General features: G+C 58.1%; 8 protein-coding genes. All 8 read right to left on the bottom strand.

Annotated elements, in window-relative coordinates; translation table 11 throughout:
- Positions 1–13: 13 nt before the first annotated feature.
- The 8 genes from mnmA to ACFWUB_RS10465 all read right to left on the bottom strand — a co-directional run bounded on the left by mnmA (position 14) and on the right by ACFWUB_RS10465 (position 16,844).
- On the bottom strand, positions 14–1,093 hold the full coding sequence (mnmA, locus tag ACFWUB_RS10500) for a tRNA 2-thiouridine(34) synthase MnmA (protein WP_416183937.1): 1,080 nt from the start codon (positions 1,091–1,093) through the stop codon (positions 14–16).
- 1 nt (position 1,094) lies between these two features.
- Positions 1,095–2,237 (bottom strand): cysteine desulfurase family protein, encoded by a 1,143-nt coding sequence (locus ACFWUB_RS10495; RefSeq protein WP_416183936.1) that lies wholly within the window; start codon positions 2,235–2,237, stop codon positions 1,095–1,097.
- Positions 2,238–2,666: 429 nt separating this feature from the next.
- A complete protein-coding gene (locus ACFWUB_RS10490) occupies positions 2,667–4,802 on the bottom strand; it encodes a DNA topoisomerase III (protein ID WP_416183935.1) in 2,136 nt (711 codons plus the stop codon).
- Positions 4,803–5,233: 431 nt separating this feature from the next.
- Entirely contained in the window at positions 5,234–6,880 is a 1,647-nt protein-coding gene (locus ACFWUB_RS10485; protein ID WP_416183934.1) for an ATP-dependent nuclease, read from the bottom strand.
- Between the two features lie 239 nt (positions 6,881–7,119).
- A complete protein-coding gene (gene malQ, locus ACFWUB_RS10480; RefSeq protein WP_416183933.1) occupies positions 7,120–10,518 on the bottom strand; it encodes a 4-alpha-glucanotransferase in 3,399 nt (1,132 codons plus the stop codon).
- A 285-nt stretch (positions 10,519–10,803) separates the two neighbouring features.
- Positions 10,804–12,240, bottom strand: coding sequence for a glycogen synthase GlgA (glgA, locus tag ACFWUB_RS10475; protein ID WP_416183932.1), 1,437 nt, complete (start codon positions 12,238–12,240; stop codon positions 10,804–10,806).
- A gap of 31 nt (positions 12,241–12,271) precedes the next feature.
- Positions 12,272–14,380 carry a 1,4-alpha-glucan branching protein GlgB gene (gene glgB / locus ACFWUB_RS10470; protein WP_416183931.1) on the bottom strand — a complete coding sequence of 703 codons (2,109 nt, stop codon included), beginning with the start codon at positions 14,378–14,380 and terminating at the stop codon, positions 12,272–12,274.
- 22 nt (positions 14,381–14,402) lie between these two features.
- Complete coding sequence (locus ACFWUB_RS10465; protein WP_416183930.1) at positions 14,403–16,844, bottom strand: glycogen/starch/alpha-glucan phosphorylase; 2,442 nt, start codon at positions 16,842–16,844, stop codon at positions 14,403–14,405.
- Positions 16,845–16,866 lie beyond the last annotated feature (22 nt).

The raw sequence follows: 16,866 nt of genomic DNA, 5'->3' as shown, positions 1-16,866 counted from the left end.
CTCCTCTTTTTTCCTATTGGATGACGCCGCCGCCCAGGACGCGTTCGCCTGTTTCGGCGTCGTAAAGTACCAGGGCCTGGCCGGCCGTGACGGCGCGCTGGGCATCGTCGAATTCGACCCGCAGGCTGTCGCCGTCGGGATAGACCGTGCAGGCCGCTTCACGGGCAGCATAGCGTATCTTGCCCAGGGCCCGGAACGGTGCGGACGGTGCCTGTTCGACCCACGTCGCTTCACCGGCATGGACAGTCTTCGAGAACAAATCCTGTTCCGAGCCGACGACGACCCGGTTATGGGCCACGTCGAGGGCCGTCACATAATACGGACCGCCGGGACCGCCGAGGTTCAACCCCCGCCGCTGACCGATGGTATAGGCGGCAATGCCCTTGTGGCGGCCGATGACGCGGCCTTCTTTATCGACGAAGTCGCCGGGCTTGAAGATGCCCTTGCGTTCGTGCTGCAAGAAGCCCTTATAGTCGTTGTCCGGGATGAAGCAGATATCCTGGCTTTCAGGCTTGTTGAAGACCGGCAGGCCCCATTCTTTAGCCAGTTCCCGCGTATGGACCTTTTCCAGGCCGGCCATGGGGAATAAGAGATGGGGCAGCAGGTCCTGTGTCAGCTGATAGAGGACATAGGACTGGTCCTTGCGGCGGTCTGTGCCGCGGAGCAGGGAATAGATTCCCGTCGTATCGTCCTTGACGATGCGGGCGTAATGGCCCGTCGCCAGGAAGTCGGCGCCGAACTGCCTGGCTTTTTCCCAGAGCAGGCCGAATTTAATGAATTTATTGCAGGCAATACAGGGATTGGGCGTCCTGCCGTGGACGTAGGCATCGACGAAGTAGTCGATGACGTCGCGCCGGAAGATATCGCGGAAATCCAGGGTATAATGGGGAATCCCCAGGACCGAGGCGACGGCTTTGGCATCGTCGACGGAACTGAGGGAGCAGCAGGCGTGGACATTGTCGATGGTGCAGGCCGGGTCTTCTTCCCACAGGCGCAGGGTAATGCCGATGACGTCATACCCCTGCTGTTTCAAAAGGCCGGCCGTGACCGAACTGTCGACGCCGCCGCTCATAGCTACGGCAACTCGTTTCATATTATTCTCCTCTGCTTTTACGGACAGCGTCGCCGATGATGGCAACGGCTGCTTCGATTTCATCTAAGGTATTTTCTTTGCCTACGGACAGGCGGATGCTGCTGCGCAGCCATTTTTCCTCGACGCCCATGGCCCGGAGGACGTGGGACGCTTCGACGGCGCCGGCTTCGCAGGCCGAACCGGCCGATACGGCCAGGCCCTGGAGATCGAGGGCGATGAGCAGGATGGCGCTGTCCACGCCGTCGACGCTGAAGTCGATGATGTTGGGCAGGACGTGGTTGCGCCGGCCGTTGAGGTGGAAGCGGGCGTCGCCCTTGATGAGCCGGTCATGGACGGCATCGGTCAGGCGCCGCGCCGCCCGGACGCGGTCGTCCCGTTCGGCCTCCAGGAGTTCGGCAGCCTTGCCGAATCCGGCAATGGCGGCGACATTCTCCGTGCCCGCCCGCAGGCGGTGTTCCTGGGGTCCGCCATAGGCTTCGGCAGCGACCTGCAGTCCGTGGCGGATGTACAAGGCGCCGACACCTTTGGGGCCGTAAATCTTATGGCTGCAGACCGTGAGCATGTCGATGCCCTGTTCCAGCGGCCGGATAGGCACGTAGCCAAAGGCCTGGACGGCATCGACGTGGAAGGCGATGCCCTTCTGCCGGGCCAGGGCGCCGATGGCGTCGATGGGCTGGACCATGCCCGTTTCATTATTGGCATACATGACGGAAATAAGGACCGTATCATCGCGCAGGGCCTGGGCCACAGCGTCGGCTGTGACCCGGCCGTCGTCTTCGACAGGGACATAAGTCACGTCATAGCCCTTCCCTTCCAGGGCCTGGAAAGTCCGCAGGACGGCGTGGTGTTCTACGGCCGTCGTGACCAGGTGGCCGCCGTGGGGGTAATTGGCCCGCAGGAAGCCGAGGATGGCCAGGTTGTCCGCTTCCGTGCCGCCGCTGGTGAAGACCAGGTCTTCCCCTTTGACGCCCAGGCAGTGGGCGACCTGGCTGCGCGCCGTCTGGACGGCAGACCGGGCCTGCTGGCCGAAATAATGAAGGCTCGACGGATTGCCGTAAGCCGTCGTCAAATACGGCATCATGACGTCCAGGACGCGCGGGTCCATCGGCGTCGCTGCCGCGTTATCTAAATAAATTCGTTTCATTGATGATTTTGACTCCAAAGTTGACAAAATAGCTATAAAAAATAGCCTATTATTTATAATACCATAGGCCTGTGTTCGTGGCTAGTAGGGACCGTCCTGTAAAGGCGGCCCGTTGTGGGAATCCCGTGGTTCGTGGTTCGTAACTCGTGGTTCGTGGTTCGTAGGGGCCGTCCCAAAGGGCGGCCCGTTTGTGGGAATCCCGCGGGATGCAAATTCAACCTCTCAGTCAGCTGACGCCTAAGGCTCCCCTATAAAGGGAGCCTTAGGCGTCCCCTACGATTGCGGTCCGTGGGACCGCGGCGGGATGCGGACTGCGTTATCCACAGGATTCGCGGCGGGCTCCCCACGTGGGAGCCCCTACAATGCGGCTTGCGTTATCCACGGGATTCGCGCGGGCGCCCGGTTATGGGCGCCCCTACGGCCTCTACGCTAATGTTTAGCGTAGAGGCTGGGCACGCCGTCGACGTCGGCGCATTTGGTATTACAGCCTTCCTGGCTGCAGACCCAGAAGGGGCCGTAGGGGCCGCTGCGTTTCTGGAAGGTCCCTTTATGGCAGCGCGGGCACGGGTACGGCGACGGTTTGGCGTCGGGCCGTTTCTTTTCTCCGTCGACGGGTTCGGTGTGGCGGCACGACGGGTAGTTGCTGCAGCCGTAGAAGTCGCCGTATTTGCCGTGGCGCTTGACCATGGCGCTGCCGCAGACGGGGCAGGTCTTGATGCCGGCCATGTGCATGACGACTTTCCGGGCCGCCGTGACCAGGGTATCCAGGAAGGACAGCTGGTCGTGGAGGAAGGTGTCCAGTTTATCCTTGCCCAGGCTCATCTGATAGAGCCGTTCTTCCCAGACAGCCGTTTCGTCGGGATAGAGCATTTCATCGGGCAGGGAATCGACGAGGAGGTAGGCGTCATCTGTCGGCTTGAGGTACTTCTTCTTGCCTTCCGTCGTCAGGAATTTGCGCTGGATGAGCTCCTGGATAATCGTCGCCCGCGTCGCTTCTGTGCCGATGCCCTGGACTTCTTTCAATTTCTTCTTCAGGCTCTCGTCTTTGACGTACTTATAAATTTCCTTCATGGCTGCCAAGAGGGTCGACGGCGTGAAGCGCGGCGGCGGCTTAGTCGCCTTTTTGTCGACCTGGCCGTTCTGATAATGGACGCCATCGCCCTTGCGGACAGCCGGCAGGGTCCCCTTCTCTTCTTCGTCGTCATCGTGCTTGTCGCTCTGATAGAGGACCTTCCAGCCCGGCACGGTGACCGTCTTGCCATGGGCGACGAAGCGTTCATCAGCCGCTTCGATGACCATGCGCGTCTGGTCATATTCATGGATGGGATAGAATTGGGCAATATAGGCCTGGGCGACGAGGTAATAAATATGCTGCTGCATAGACGTCAATTTATCGAAGGGACAGGCTACGGTCGTCGGAATGATGGCGTGATGGGCCGTGATCTTGCTGTCGTTCCAGGCGCGGCTGCGTATCTTGCCGTCGGCACCGGCGACCCATTCAGCCAGCTTCCCTGCCGGCAGTTTCCCGAGATTGGCCAAAATATGGGGTACATCCTTGCGCTGGTTCACCGGCAGGTATTCGCAGTCCGACCGGGGATAGGTCGTCAGTTTCCGTTCATATAATTCCTGAGCCGTATCGAGAACCTGCTGCGGTGTATAGCCATAACGCCTGCCTGCCAGGACCTGCAGGGACGACAGGGACAGGGGCAGGCGCTGGGCTTCTTTTTTCTTGGTCTTTTTATGCTCGACGATGGTTCCGTCAGGCCGTTCCTGCAGGCGTTCGAGGATGGACTGGGCCGTCTTTTCATCGACACAGCGCCCTTCCGGGTCGAGGCCGCTCTGGGTATCCCTGGGCTGCCACTGGGCGCGGATGAGGCCGTTCTTATGAAGGAAATCGGCTTTGACGACGTAATACGTGACGGGGACGAAGTTGTCCAATTCCCGCTGACGGCGGACGACGAGGGCCAGGGTCGGCGTCTTGACGCGGCCGATGGGAAAGACGACGCGGTGTCCCTGACGGCGGGCGGCCAGGGTATAGGCCCGGGACAGATTCATGCCGATGAGCCAGTCGGCGCGGCTGCGGGCCAGGGCCGATTCCTTGAGATGGACGAAATCGCCGTTGCTGCGCAAATCGTCGAGGGATTCGTGGATGCTCTTCTCGTCGAGGGCATTCAAGAGGATCCGTTCGACAGGCTTCTTATTGCCGACGTAATCGAGGATCTCATCGATGAGCAGCTGCCCTTCCCGGTCCGGGTCACCGGCGTTGACGATAGTATCGACGTCGGGGTTGGCGATGAGGTCCGTAATGACCTTGAACTGGTCCTTACTGGCCGGGCTGACCAGGAGCTTCCACTGCTTGGGGATAATCGGCAAGTCGTCGGCGTTCCAGCGCTTGTACTTGGGATCATAATCCTGGGGTTCGGCCTGCTGCAGGACGTGGCCATAAGCCCAGGTCACGATGCCGCCGCCCGTGCGGATACAGCCGTTCCCCCGCTGGTGCGGATCAGGCAGGCACTTCGCCAATTCCCGGGCCATGCTCGGCTTTTCGGCAATAAAAAGTTTCATAAGGCATCTCTCTTTCTGAAATAGACTGTACCTTATATCATACCATGGTTGGGGATTAGTGGCTAGTAGGGGCCGTCCTGTAAAGGCGGCCCGCTTGTGGGAATCCCGTCGAATCGTGGCTCGTGGCTAGGGGCTCGTGGTTCGTGGTCCTTCTCTTTATAGTTTGTAGTATGGAGTTTGTAGTTTGCAGGAGATGGTTTTAAATTTTTAACCATGGTCTACAAACTAAACACTACAAACTTGAACCTTACACGTGAATGCAAATTCAACCTCTCAGTCAGCTGACGCTGACAGCTCCCCTATAAAGGGAGCCTTGGGCGGGACGCCTACGATTGCGGTCCATGGGACCGCGGCGGCCTGCGGTCCGCGTTTATTCCCATTATTCACAGCGGGCTCCCCACGGGGAGACCCTACGAAAGTCACAAAGGCCGTTACACGGCTTTGGTGACTTTGGCCAGCTGGCCGGCGGCTTCAATGGCTTGGACGAAGGCCGGCGGGATGTCTTCTTTTTTCAGGGACTGGCCGATGAGGCGGCCGAGGATGACGCCTTTGTTGCTGTAGAGCCAGGCGAAGTAATAGATGTACAGGGCCTTTTTATTACGCGGGTTGACGTGCCACAAGAGGCGGGCCGGATAGTCGTGGAAGTTGACGTCCAGTTTGCGGCAGGCCTTTTTGATCATGTCTGTCGTGGCCCGGGCGTGTTCGCCGCAGGCCGTGTTGATGATGCGGTCCAGGTCGCGGCGCTGGCCGTGGTCGATCATGGTCTTGGCCAGGTCCATTTCAAAGCAGATCTCGTCGGTGAAGCAGACGCCCCGTTTGCCTTTGTGGCTGCCCTTGACGTCGGCATCGTAGAGGGCGACGACGGGAATCTTGAAGTATTCCAGGAGTTTCTTGATCTTGGAGATGGAACTTTCGCCGCGGGCATTGATGAGGCAGATGCCGTAGTAGTCGAAGGGCAGGTCCAGGGTCTTGGCGAAGTGCTGGAAACAGCCGTATTCCGTTTCCCCTTCGACGATGAGGACGCTCCGCGAATAGAGGGCTTCCTTGACTTCCGGGAAGTGCATGATCAGGTGTTTTTCGATTTCTTCGCTGAAGTGGAAGCCAGCCCCGCAGGCCGCTTTGACCAGGCCCTGCTTGTTGCGGTACAGGCGGATGATGTGGCGGTAGTCGTCGATGAGGGAATCCGTCGAGTGGGTGACGACGAATAACTGCCCCCGCAGGCCGTCGAGGTTGAAAAGGTCCTTGAGGAGCGCACAGAACTGCGGGTCTTCATTGTTCAGGAGCTGCTGGTAATAATGCAGGACCGAGCGCTGCATGTAGGGATGGAGGTGCATTTCCGGTTCATCGATGGAAATGACCAGCGGCAGATAGCGCTTGCCCTCTGCGTCGACGATGACGTTGTGTTCCAACGGTACAGCGCGGCTGATGGACATCATGTAGACCTGGGTGATGACGCACAGGGCGGCCAGGGAAATGAATTTCATGTTGTCCGCCCTGGGCCGGTCCATGCGGCAGAGCATGCGGGACAAGAGGAAGATGTTGACGAAATACGATGAATCGAGGCTGCCGACGGCGACTTCGTGATGGATGAAGGCCTTGGCTTCTTCCGACAGACCGTCCCAATGCGTTTCGCTCCATTGGGAGAGCTTCTGTTCCAGGGCGCGGTAAATGCGCGGCGGCACGCGCTGTTCTTCCGGCATGGCTGCCGAATAGGACACGTAGCGCAGGCGGCGGATGAGCTCTAACGGCAGTTCTTCGCCGCTGTTGTCGTCGTAGAGATGGGGATACATGTCGCTGACGTGCATTTCCATGCGGACGCGCAGGCTCTGGCGGTGCTCGTCTGGCGTATCGGCGAAATATTCCTGCTCATTGTGCAAGAGGTGCAGGTCCAGGGTGATGACGATGGGCCGGGTCACGTCGGCGTAGTCATCTTCTTCGACATTGCGGCCGGCACTCATGTAGGAAATGAGGCGCAGCAGGCCGCTCTTGCCAATGGCGTTTTCACCGACGATGTAGTTGGCCCTTTCGTGGAAAGTCATTTCGACGTCTTGCAGGTTCCGGTAATTTTGAATACGCATGTAAGTAATATACACAAAATCACATCCTTTTCAAAACTCTTTACTATACGTATTCGACAAAAAACGCGCTACTCCCTTCTTTTCGAGAGCAGCGCGTTATTCCTTTTACGTATCCGTTCATGGTTTGATGAACGGCCTATGGGTTCAGCAAACATCGTGAAAAACGATGTGACCAATCTCTGGCGGGCGCCCCACGTGGTCGCCCCTACGATGAATGGCCTACGACGAACGACCTATGATCAACGTCCGCTTTCGCGGCACACTTTGGCCAGCCAGTGGGCGATGTCGAAGGTCGTCTGGCCTTCTTTGAGCTGCCAGTGCCAGTTGCCTTCGGCGACACCGGGCGTGTTCATGCGTCCCGACGACGGCAGGGCCAGGAGGTCCTGCATGGGGATTATGACCGTTTCGGCCCGGCGGCGGTAGGTATAGGCGATGAGGGCGCCGACGATTTCCTGCGGTGCCGCTTCATCGGACAATCCCAACATCTGGCGGACGTGGAGCTGCTGGCTCGGCGTCAGGTCGTCTTCATACCAGCCGCGGATAGTGTTGTTGTCATGGGTCCCGGTATAGGCGATGCAGTCCGGCTCGGTATCGAAGGCCAGGCGGCCGTCGGCCCGGTCCTTGAGGTGGAACTGGATGACTTTCATCCCCGGCAGGTGCAGGGCATCTTTCAAGGTGCACACATCGTCGGTGATGACGCCCAGGTCTTCGGCGACCAGGCGGAGCCTGCCGATTTTCTGATAGACCGCCCGAAAGAGGTCGAGGCCGGGGCCCTCTTTCCAAGCGCCGCTCTTAGCCGTTTCCGAACCGGCCGGCACCGCCCAGTAGGCGGCAAAGCCGCGGAAATGGTCGACCCGGACTTCGTCGACGAGGTCCATCATGCGGCGGAAGCGGTCAGTCCACCACTGGTAGTTGTCCGCAGCCATGGCTTGGTAATCGTAAAGGGGATTGCCCCAGAGCTGGCCATCGGCACTGAAGTAATCAGGCGGGACGCCGGCGACAGATGACGGATTCCCCATTTCGTCGAGGTCGAACTGGTCCTGGTGGGCCCAGCAGTCGGCACTGTTGTGGGCGACGAACATGGGCACATCGCCGAGGACGGACACGCCGTTTTTGACGGCATAGGCCCGGACATCGTGCCACTGGCGGCTGAAGATGTACTGCATGAATTTGACATGCGATACGGCGCCGGCCAGTTCCCTGCCGTACTGAGCCAGGGCTTCCCGGCTGTGATGGCGGATATCTTCGGGCCACTCCGTCCAGCAGCGGCCGCCGAAGAAGTCGCGGACAGCCCGGAAGAGGGCGTAGTCGTCGAGCCAGTAGGCGTTCTTTTCACAGAAAGCCCGGAACGGTTCCCAGGGAATGGTCAGGTCCGGATCATGGGACATATCCCAGAGAATCTTGGCCTTATAAGCTGCCAGGCTGTGCCAGGACGCCGTCTTTTTCCCCTGTGCCAGGAAATCGTCTAAGGCTTCCTGTTTCAGCCAGCCCCAGTCGCGCAGGACTTCCAGGGAAATGAGGGCTTCGTTGCCGGCAAAGGCTGATTCCGACAGATACGGCGAATCGCCCATGAGAGGCGGCGTCAGGGGCAGGATCTGCCAGACCCGCTGGCCGGCGGCCTTGAGGAAGTCGACGAAGCGGTACGCTGCCGGCCCTAAGACGCCGTTGCCGCAGGCAGCCGGCAGGGACGTCGGATGCAGGAGGACACCGGCCCGCTTGGTCCCGGCATCTTTCCCCTGGAGGATGACCGCTTTCAACGGCGGCAAAGTTAGGGTGAAGCGGCTGTTCACCGTCGTGACCGGCGTCATGCGCGGATGGAGGGCATTGGTCAGTTTCCCGTAAGCCAGGCCGTCCGTATAGATACTGATTGTCCGCAGGGCCGACGGATTGCGGTTCATGGCGATGATGAAGAAGCCATCTTCGGCGGGCTTGCCGAAGACATCCCGTCCCCCTTCGATGACCCGGGCAAAGGCGAAGACGTCGCCATCGGCGTAGAGGGGGATGAAGCGGCCCGTCTGTAAAGCGTCGTGTGCTGTCCGCAGCCGCGTCAGGGCCTTGGTCCAGGCCAGGAGGTCCAGGTCTTCATGGCCCCAGGGATAGGTCCGGCGGTTGTCCGGGTCCTTGCCGCCCGTGACGCCCACTTCGTCACCGTAATAGATGCACGGCGCGCCGGGCATGGTCATCTGCCAGGCTGTCAGCAGTTTCAAGCGCTTCCGGCCCGTTTCTTCGGCTGTCGCCACGTCCGTGCCGCCGGCCCTGGTGAGGACCGTCAGGATGCGTTCGATATCGTGGCTGCTGATGAGGTTGAGCATGGCATAGAAATTTTCGGGCGGGTAATTTTCGATGAGCCGTGTCAGTTCGGCATTCATGCGCCGCGCATCTTTGACGCCGGTCATGAAGTCGATCATCAGGGAGCGCTGGGCATAGTTCATGGCGCTGTCGATATCATAGCCGCAGAGGTATTCCCGCTGTTCGCTGTAGCTGACCTTGTTCGACGCATCTTCCCAGACTTCGCCGATGAGGACGGCATCGGGCTTTTTTTCTTTCAAGGTATGGTAGAACTGGCGCAGGAAGGGTACGGGCAGCTCGTCGATGACGTCCAGTCGCCAGCCGCTGATGCCTTCGTTCAGCCAGTATTTGAGGACGCTGTCTTCGCTGTTGATGATGAAATCCATGTACGACGGCGTCGTTTCTTCTACGTCCGGCAGGTCCGATACGCCCCACCACGATTCATAGTCGTCGGGATAATGCTTGAAGCGGTACCATTCATAGTACGGCGACTCCTTCGACTGGTAGGCGCCGACGCCGGGATAGTTGCCGAAGCGGTTGAAGTAGATGCTGTCGGCCCCGGTATGGCTGAAGACGCCGTCGAGGATGATATGGATACCCTCTTTTCTGGCAGCCTGACAGAAAGCAGCAAATTCTTCATTCGTCCCCAGCATGGGATCGACGCGGAAGTAGTCGGCCGTGCCGTAGCGGTGGTTGCTGGAACTTTCAAAAATCGGGTTGAGGTAAATGGCCGTAATGCCCAGTTCCTTGAGGTACGGCAGTTTTTCCCGGATACCGGCGATGTTGCCGCCAAAGAAGTCGTAATAGACGATGTCGCCGTTCCCTTCGCGCTTGCAATAATAGGGCACATCATCCCAGTGGCTGTGGATGACGGCGCCTTTCTTGCCGTAGAGGCGGCCCGACGTGCGGGTCCCATGGCGGAAGCGGTCCGGGAAGATCTGGTAGACGATGGCGTGCTTGAACCAGTCCGGCGTATGGGCGTCCTTATCGTAGACCGTGACCTGATAGGCCGGCGGCACGTCGGGATATTTGGCCCCTTCGCCGCCGAGGCGGTCGTAGTTGTTGCCATAGTAGAAGGTCCTATGGCCATCGTCGACGACGAAATAATACCAGAGCAGGCAGCCCTGGGGCGGAATGGTGACGATGCCCGTAAAGACGCCGTCTTCATAGCTCATGGGTACAAAAGATTCGCCGGCGTTGCTCTGCCACAGGCGGATGCGGGCCCGGCAGTTCGGGGCATCGCTGCCGCTGACGCGGAGGCGCAGGATGAGCCGGCTCCCGGAAGGAACGGCCCCAAAAGACGAGCGGTAATAGAATTCATGAGAGTTGTGGTACAATCGTAAGTCCATAAGCGGTCCTTTCGTGGTTGGGGAAAGTAAAAGAGGCTGTCCATGAAGACAGCCTCTTTTTGAGTATTAAGTTTGCAGTTTGTAGTGAATGGGTTTAAATTTAAAGTCATCTGCTACAAACTAAAAACTCCGTACTGCAAACTATAAGTCAAAGGGACTATGCATAATGGCAGAAGCCTTCATGCGACAGTCCCTTTTGAGTTTGCAGTCTTTAGTTTTTAGTGAATAGCTGGAAATGCAAAGCCAATTTCTACAAACTACAAACTCTGAACTACAAACTGTCTTTTATTGTTGTAACACTTTTTCGTACAGGTTCTGGTAGGCTTCGGCCGAGCGGTCCCAGCTGTAGTCGCTGGTCATGGCGTTGCGGACGAGGATATCCCACAGGGCCGTGTCTTCATAGTAACCCATGGCCCGTTTCGTCGTGAACAGCAGTTCGTGGGCGTTGAAGTTCGGGAAGGTCAGGCCATTGCCCTGTTTGCTGTATTTATCGAAGGGATGGACCGTATCCTTGAGGCCGCCCGTTTCGCGGACGATGGGAATGGCGCCGTAGCGCAGGGCGATGAGCTGGCTCAGGCCGCACGGTTCGTACCGCGACGGCATGAGGAACATGTCGGCAGCGGCGTAGACCTTGTGGGCCAGGGCTTCGTTGAAGGTGATGTTCGCCGATACCTTGGTCGGATGGCGGCGGGCCAGTTCGCGGAAGGCTTCTTCATAGCCGGCATCGCCCGTCCCGACCAGGACCAGCTGGACGTCGTCGTCGACGAGTTCATCCATGATGCGCGTGACCAGGTCCAGGCCCTTGTCTTCGACGAGGCGCGTGACCATGGCGATCATGGGGACGCCCCGCTTGATGCGCAGGCCCAGTTCGGCCCGCAGGGCATTTTTATTTTCCCGCTTGCCAGCCCGGGCGTTGGCGACGGAATACTGGCGCTTGATATACGGGTCCGTTTCCGGATTGTAGACGTCGATGTCCAGGCCGTTGATGATGCCCGTCACCTTTTCCCCATTGTCGCGGATATAGCCATCCAGGCCTTCGCCAAAGTACGGATAGGTGATTTCCTGGGCATACGACGGACTGACCGTCGTGATGTGGTCGGCGTAGACCATGCCCGACTTCATGTAGTTCACGCAGCCGTCACATTCCAGGCTGCCGTTGTCGAAGAGTTCCTGCGGCAGGCCAATGATGTCGCGCATGATCGACGGCGGATAGATGCCCTGGTATTTCAGGTTGTGAATGGTATAGATGACTTTGATTCCCTTGTAGAAATCATCGTGCCAGAAATCTTCTTTGAGGAAGACGCCCATGAGGCCCGTATGCCAGTCGTTGCAGTGGATGATGTCCGGCTTGAAGCCGATCTTGGGCAGCATGGTCAGGACGGCGCGGCAGAAATAGGCGAAGCGTTCGTCGTCATCGCCGTAGCCGTAGAGGCCGTCGCGCTTGAAATACCATTCGTTGTCGATGAAATAGACGGTCACGCCGTCCTGCTTGATTTCTTCGACACCGTAGTAGAGCTGGCGCCAGACCAGGTTCACGATGCCTGTCGTCACTTCTTTCATCTGCTTCTTCGCTTCTTCAGCGATGCGGCTGTATTTCGGAATGACCAGGCGGACGTCCATGCCCTTCTTGGCTAAAGCCTTGGGCAGTGCGCCCATGACATCGGCCAGGCCGCCTGTTTTGATAAATGGCACTGCTTCTGAGGCCACAAATAATACATTCATCGTATGTCCCCCACTTTCCCTAAGTACCGTATCAGGCGTCTGCTTCCTTTTTGGCAGGACGCCCAGTTCTTCTCTTTCTCGTTGCAGCAGTCTTCTTTTCAGACGCTGCCGTCTTGGCTTTCCCTTTTCCACAGGTCGTCGCCTTCTTTCCCGGCGCCTTGGCCGTTTTCTTTACCGTATCGTCGGCAGACTTATCGGCTTTCACTGTCCGGCGGCGCCGCGGTTTGGTCACTGCTTTTTTTTTAACACTCCCTGTCAGCTGCAGGTAAATCGTCGCCAGCGGCGGCAAAGTCAGTTCCAGGGACTGGTCCATGCCGTGCATGGGCACATCCTGGGCCTCGAATTCGCCTTCATTGAGGACGTTGGAGCCGCCGAAGGCCGTGGCGTCACTGTTGAAGACTTCGACGTACGTCCCTTTCCGGGGGACGCCGAAGCGGTACGAATGGCGGACAACCGGCGTGAAGTTGCAGACGACGACGGTCATGTCCGTTTCGTCCTTACCCGTACGGTAAAAGGCGATGACGCTGTTGTCGCAGTCGTCGCAGCTGATCCACGAGAAGCCCGACCAGTCGCAGTCTTCTTCCCAGAATTCCGGATGGTCCACATAGTACGTATTCAGGCTGCGCACGTAGTCGTGCATGGCCTTGTGCATGGGATACTTGAGGAGGTGCCAGTCCAGGCTGTCATCGTATTTCCATTCGATGAACTGGCCGAACTCGCTGCCCATGAACAGAAGCTTCTTGCCCGGATGGGACATCCAGTAGCCGTAAAAGGCGCGCAGGCCGGCGAATTTCTGCCAGTAGTCGCCAGGCATCTTGTCCAGGAGGGAATGTTTGCCGTGGACGACTTCATCATGCGACAAGGGCAGGATGAAGTTTTCTGAAAAAGCATAGCATAACGAAAACGTAATCAGGTTGTGATTGTCCTTGCGGAATAGCGGGTCCAGCGACATGTAGCGGAGCATATCGTTCATCCATCCCATGTTCCATTTGTAATTGAATCCCAGTCCGCCGACGTCGACGGGCTTGGTCACGAGAGGCCAGGCCGACGATTCTTCGGCAATCATCAGGGCCTGAGGGTATTCCTTGAAGACGGCCGTATTGAGATGGCGCAGGAAGTCGATGGCTTCCAGGTTTTCCCGGCCGCCGTACTTATTGGGCTGCCAGTCGCCGTCGGCATGGCCGTAATCGAGATAGAGCATGTTGGCGACGGCGTCGATGCGCAGGCCGTCGATGTGGAACTGGCTGATCCAGAACAGGGCACTGGAAATGAGGAAGGACTGGACTTCCGTCCGGCCGTAGTCGAAATTCATCGTATCCCATTCCTTGTTTTCTGCCAGCATGGGGTTGCCCGATTCATAGCACGGTTCGCCATCGAAATGGCGCAGGCCGTGGGCGTCGCGGCAAAAATGCCCCGGTACCCAGTCGAGGATGACGCCGATGCCGTTGCGGTGGCAGAGGTCGACGAGGTACATGAAGTCTTCCGGGCTGCCATAGCGGCTGGTCGCCGAGAAATACCCCGTCCCCTGGTAGCCCCAGGAACCATCGAAGGGATATTCGCACAGCGGCATGAGCTCGATGTGGGTATAATTCATCTGTTTGACATAATCGACCAGCTGGGGCGCGATATCGCGGTACGACAACATTTCGCCGTCTTCGCCGCGGCGCCACGAGCCGAGATGGACTTCGTAGGTCAGCATGGGCTTACGGTACGAATCGTAAGCACTGCGGCTGTCCATCCATTTCTTGTCGCGCCACGTGTAGTGGAGCTTGGTCAGTTTCGATGCCGTATTGGGACGTACTTCCGACCAGAAGGCATAGGGATCGCTCTTTAAGATGCGTTCGCCTGACGCCGTCGTGATGGCGTACTTGTAGATGTCCCCTTCCTGGAGGCCGGCAATATGCGTAACCCAAATGCCGTTGCCGCAGCTGCTCCGCTCCATGGGATTGGCATCGGCGTCCCAGTGATTGAAATCACCGACGACGCTGACCTGCTGGGCGTGAGGCGCCCAGACGGCAAAGCGCACGCAGGGCTTGCGGCGCAGGACCGTGAAATGGGCCCCGAACAGACGATAACTGGCGTAGTTCGTACCCTGATGATACAAGAAGGTACTGTACTCGTCGATTGCACTGAGTTTCATATCTTATCCTCCTGATTCTTAGTTAGTGTTTGACCGGCTTGATGCGCCAAATGTCATCGGCGTACTGCTGAATCGTCCGGTCGCTGGAGAAGTAGCCGGACTGGGCGATGTTGACGACGCTCGAATGACACCATTTCGTATGGTCGCCGTAGCGTTTGGCGATTTCCTGCTGGGCCTGGCAGTAGGGCTGGAAGTCCTTGAGGACGAAGTATTCGTCGTTCCGGTCGAGGAAGGCCGAGTAGAGCATACCGAAGTGGTCCCCGCCGATAGAGCCGTCGATAGAGCCGTCGACGAGGGCATCCATGAGGCGGCGGATGGCGGCGTCGTCGCTGTACATCTGCCACGACGAGTAGCCGCCGTGGATGTAGTAGTTCATGACTTCGTCAGCCCGCAGCCCGAAGATGACGCAGTTTTCGTCGCCGACCTTGCGGTGGATTTCGACGTTGGCCCCGTCCATGGTCCCCAGGGTGATGGCACCGTTCATCATGAACTTCATGTTGCCCGTGCCCGACGCTTCCTTGCCGGCTGTCGAAATCTGTTCGCTCACGTCAGCAGCCGGGAAGAGGAGCTGGCCTAAGGAAACATTGTAGTTTTCCAGGAACAGGACCTTCATCTGCTTGTTGACCTTACGGTCGGAATTGACCATATGGGCGACGACGTTGATGAGGCGGATCGTTTCCTTGGCTTCGCCGTAGCCGGCAGCGGCTTTGCCGCCAAAGAGGAAGGTCCGCGGCGTGATCTTGAGTTTCGGGTTATCCTTCAAGAGGTAGTACAAGTGCAGGATGTGCAGGATGTTCAAGGTCTGGCGCTTGTACAGGTGGATGCGCTTGATCTGGATGTCGAAGATCGAGTCCGTCCGCACGTCCGTATCGTAGCGGTCGCGGATGTAGCGGGCCAGGATTTCCTTGCGGTCCTTTTTGACCCGCGTCAGCTGTTCCTGGAAGGCCGGGTCGTCGGCAAAGGGCATGAGGTCCTGGAGCTTTGACGGCGTCCGGCGCCAGCTGTCACCGATGGTATCGTCGATGAGCGACGCCAGCTGCGGATTGGCTTCGATGAGCCAGCGGCGATGGGAAATGCCGTTGGTCTTGTTCGAGAAGCGGTGCGGGAAGCACGTGTAGAACTGGTGCAGCGTCGAATCCTTGAGGATCTGCGAATGGATTTCGGCGACGCCGTTGACGCTGTGGCTGCCGAGGACGGCCAGATGAGCCATGTGGACCTGGCCATCCCAGAGGACGGCGACGTCGCGGGCTCTCGATTCATCGCCCGGATAGAGGCTGCGGACTTCTTTGAGCCAGCGGTTGTTGATTTCTTCGACGATGAGGTAAATGCGCGGCAGCAGTTCCTTGAACATGGGGATGGACCATTTTTCCATGGCTTCCGGCAGGATGGTGTGGTTCGTATAGGCCACGGTGCGGACGGTGATGTTCCAGGCCGCATCCCACGATATGCCTTCTTCATCCATGAGGATGCGCATCAGTTCCGGGATGACCAGGGCCGGATGGGTGTCGTTGATGTGGATGGCCACATAGCGGTCGAATTTATAGATGCTTTCGTGATATTTCTTCTTATAATGGCGGACGATGCTCTGGAGGCCGGCCGATACGAAGAAGTATTCCTGCATCAGGCGCAGGCGGCGGCCGTCTTCATGGCTGTCGTCAGGATAGAGGAAACGGGAAATCTGCTGGACACTGTCCTTGTAGCGGAAGGCCCGGCGCCGGTCGCCGATGGACAATTCCTGGTAGAGCTGTTCCCGCGAATATTCCGCCCGCCACAGGCGCAGCGTGTTGACCGTATTGTTGTGGTAGCCGATGATAGGCACATCGTACGGTACGGCGCGGACAGACGAATACTTTTCGTGGACACATTCCAGGTTGCCGTCTTCGTCAGGACGCATGTAGGCGTTGCCGCCAAAGCGGACATAGACGGCTTTGTCGACTTTCTTGACTTCCCAGGGATAGCCGTTGACCAGCCAGTTATCGGGCAGTTCGACCTGCTGGTTGTCGACAATGCGCTGGTTGAACAAGCCGTACTGATAGCGGATGCTGTTGCCATGGCCCGGCAGCTGCAGCGCTGCCAGGGAATCGATGAAGCAGGCAGCCAGCCGGCCCAGTCCCCCATTCCCCAGGCCCGGATCGCGTTCTGCCGGGATGACCTTATTCAGGTCCCAGCCCATGTCTTCCAGGCCCTGGCGACAGATGTCGTCCATATCGATGCCCAGGAGATTCGATTCCAGGAGGCGGCCGATGAGGAATTCGATGGAGAAATAATAGACTTGCTTAACCTTCTGTTCGGCATAGATTTCATTCGTGCGGATCCAATCTTCACTTACCAGATCGCGGATCATATAGGCGATGGTCTGATAGACTTCATTCAAGGTCATGTCCCGCAGATCTTTTTCCCACAAGATGTGAGCTTTCTCGGTAAATAACTTTTTGAATTCTTCCTTATCCTGCCATTTTTTCATATTGTCTCTAACCCCTTCATAG

The sequence above is a fragment of the Megasphaera sp. genome, assembly GCF_047831605.1.
Lineage (GTDB): Bacteria > Bacillota > Negativicutes > Veillonellales > Megasphaeraceae > Megasphaera > Megasphaera intestinihominis.
Note: the sequence above shows the minus strand (reverse complement) of the source record. Positions and strands in the feature narration are given on the sequence as shown.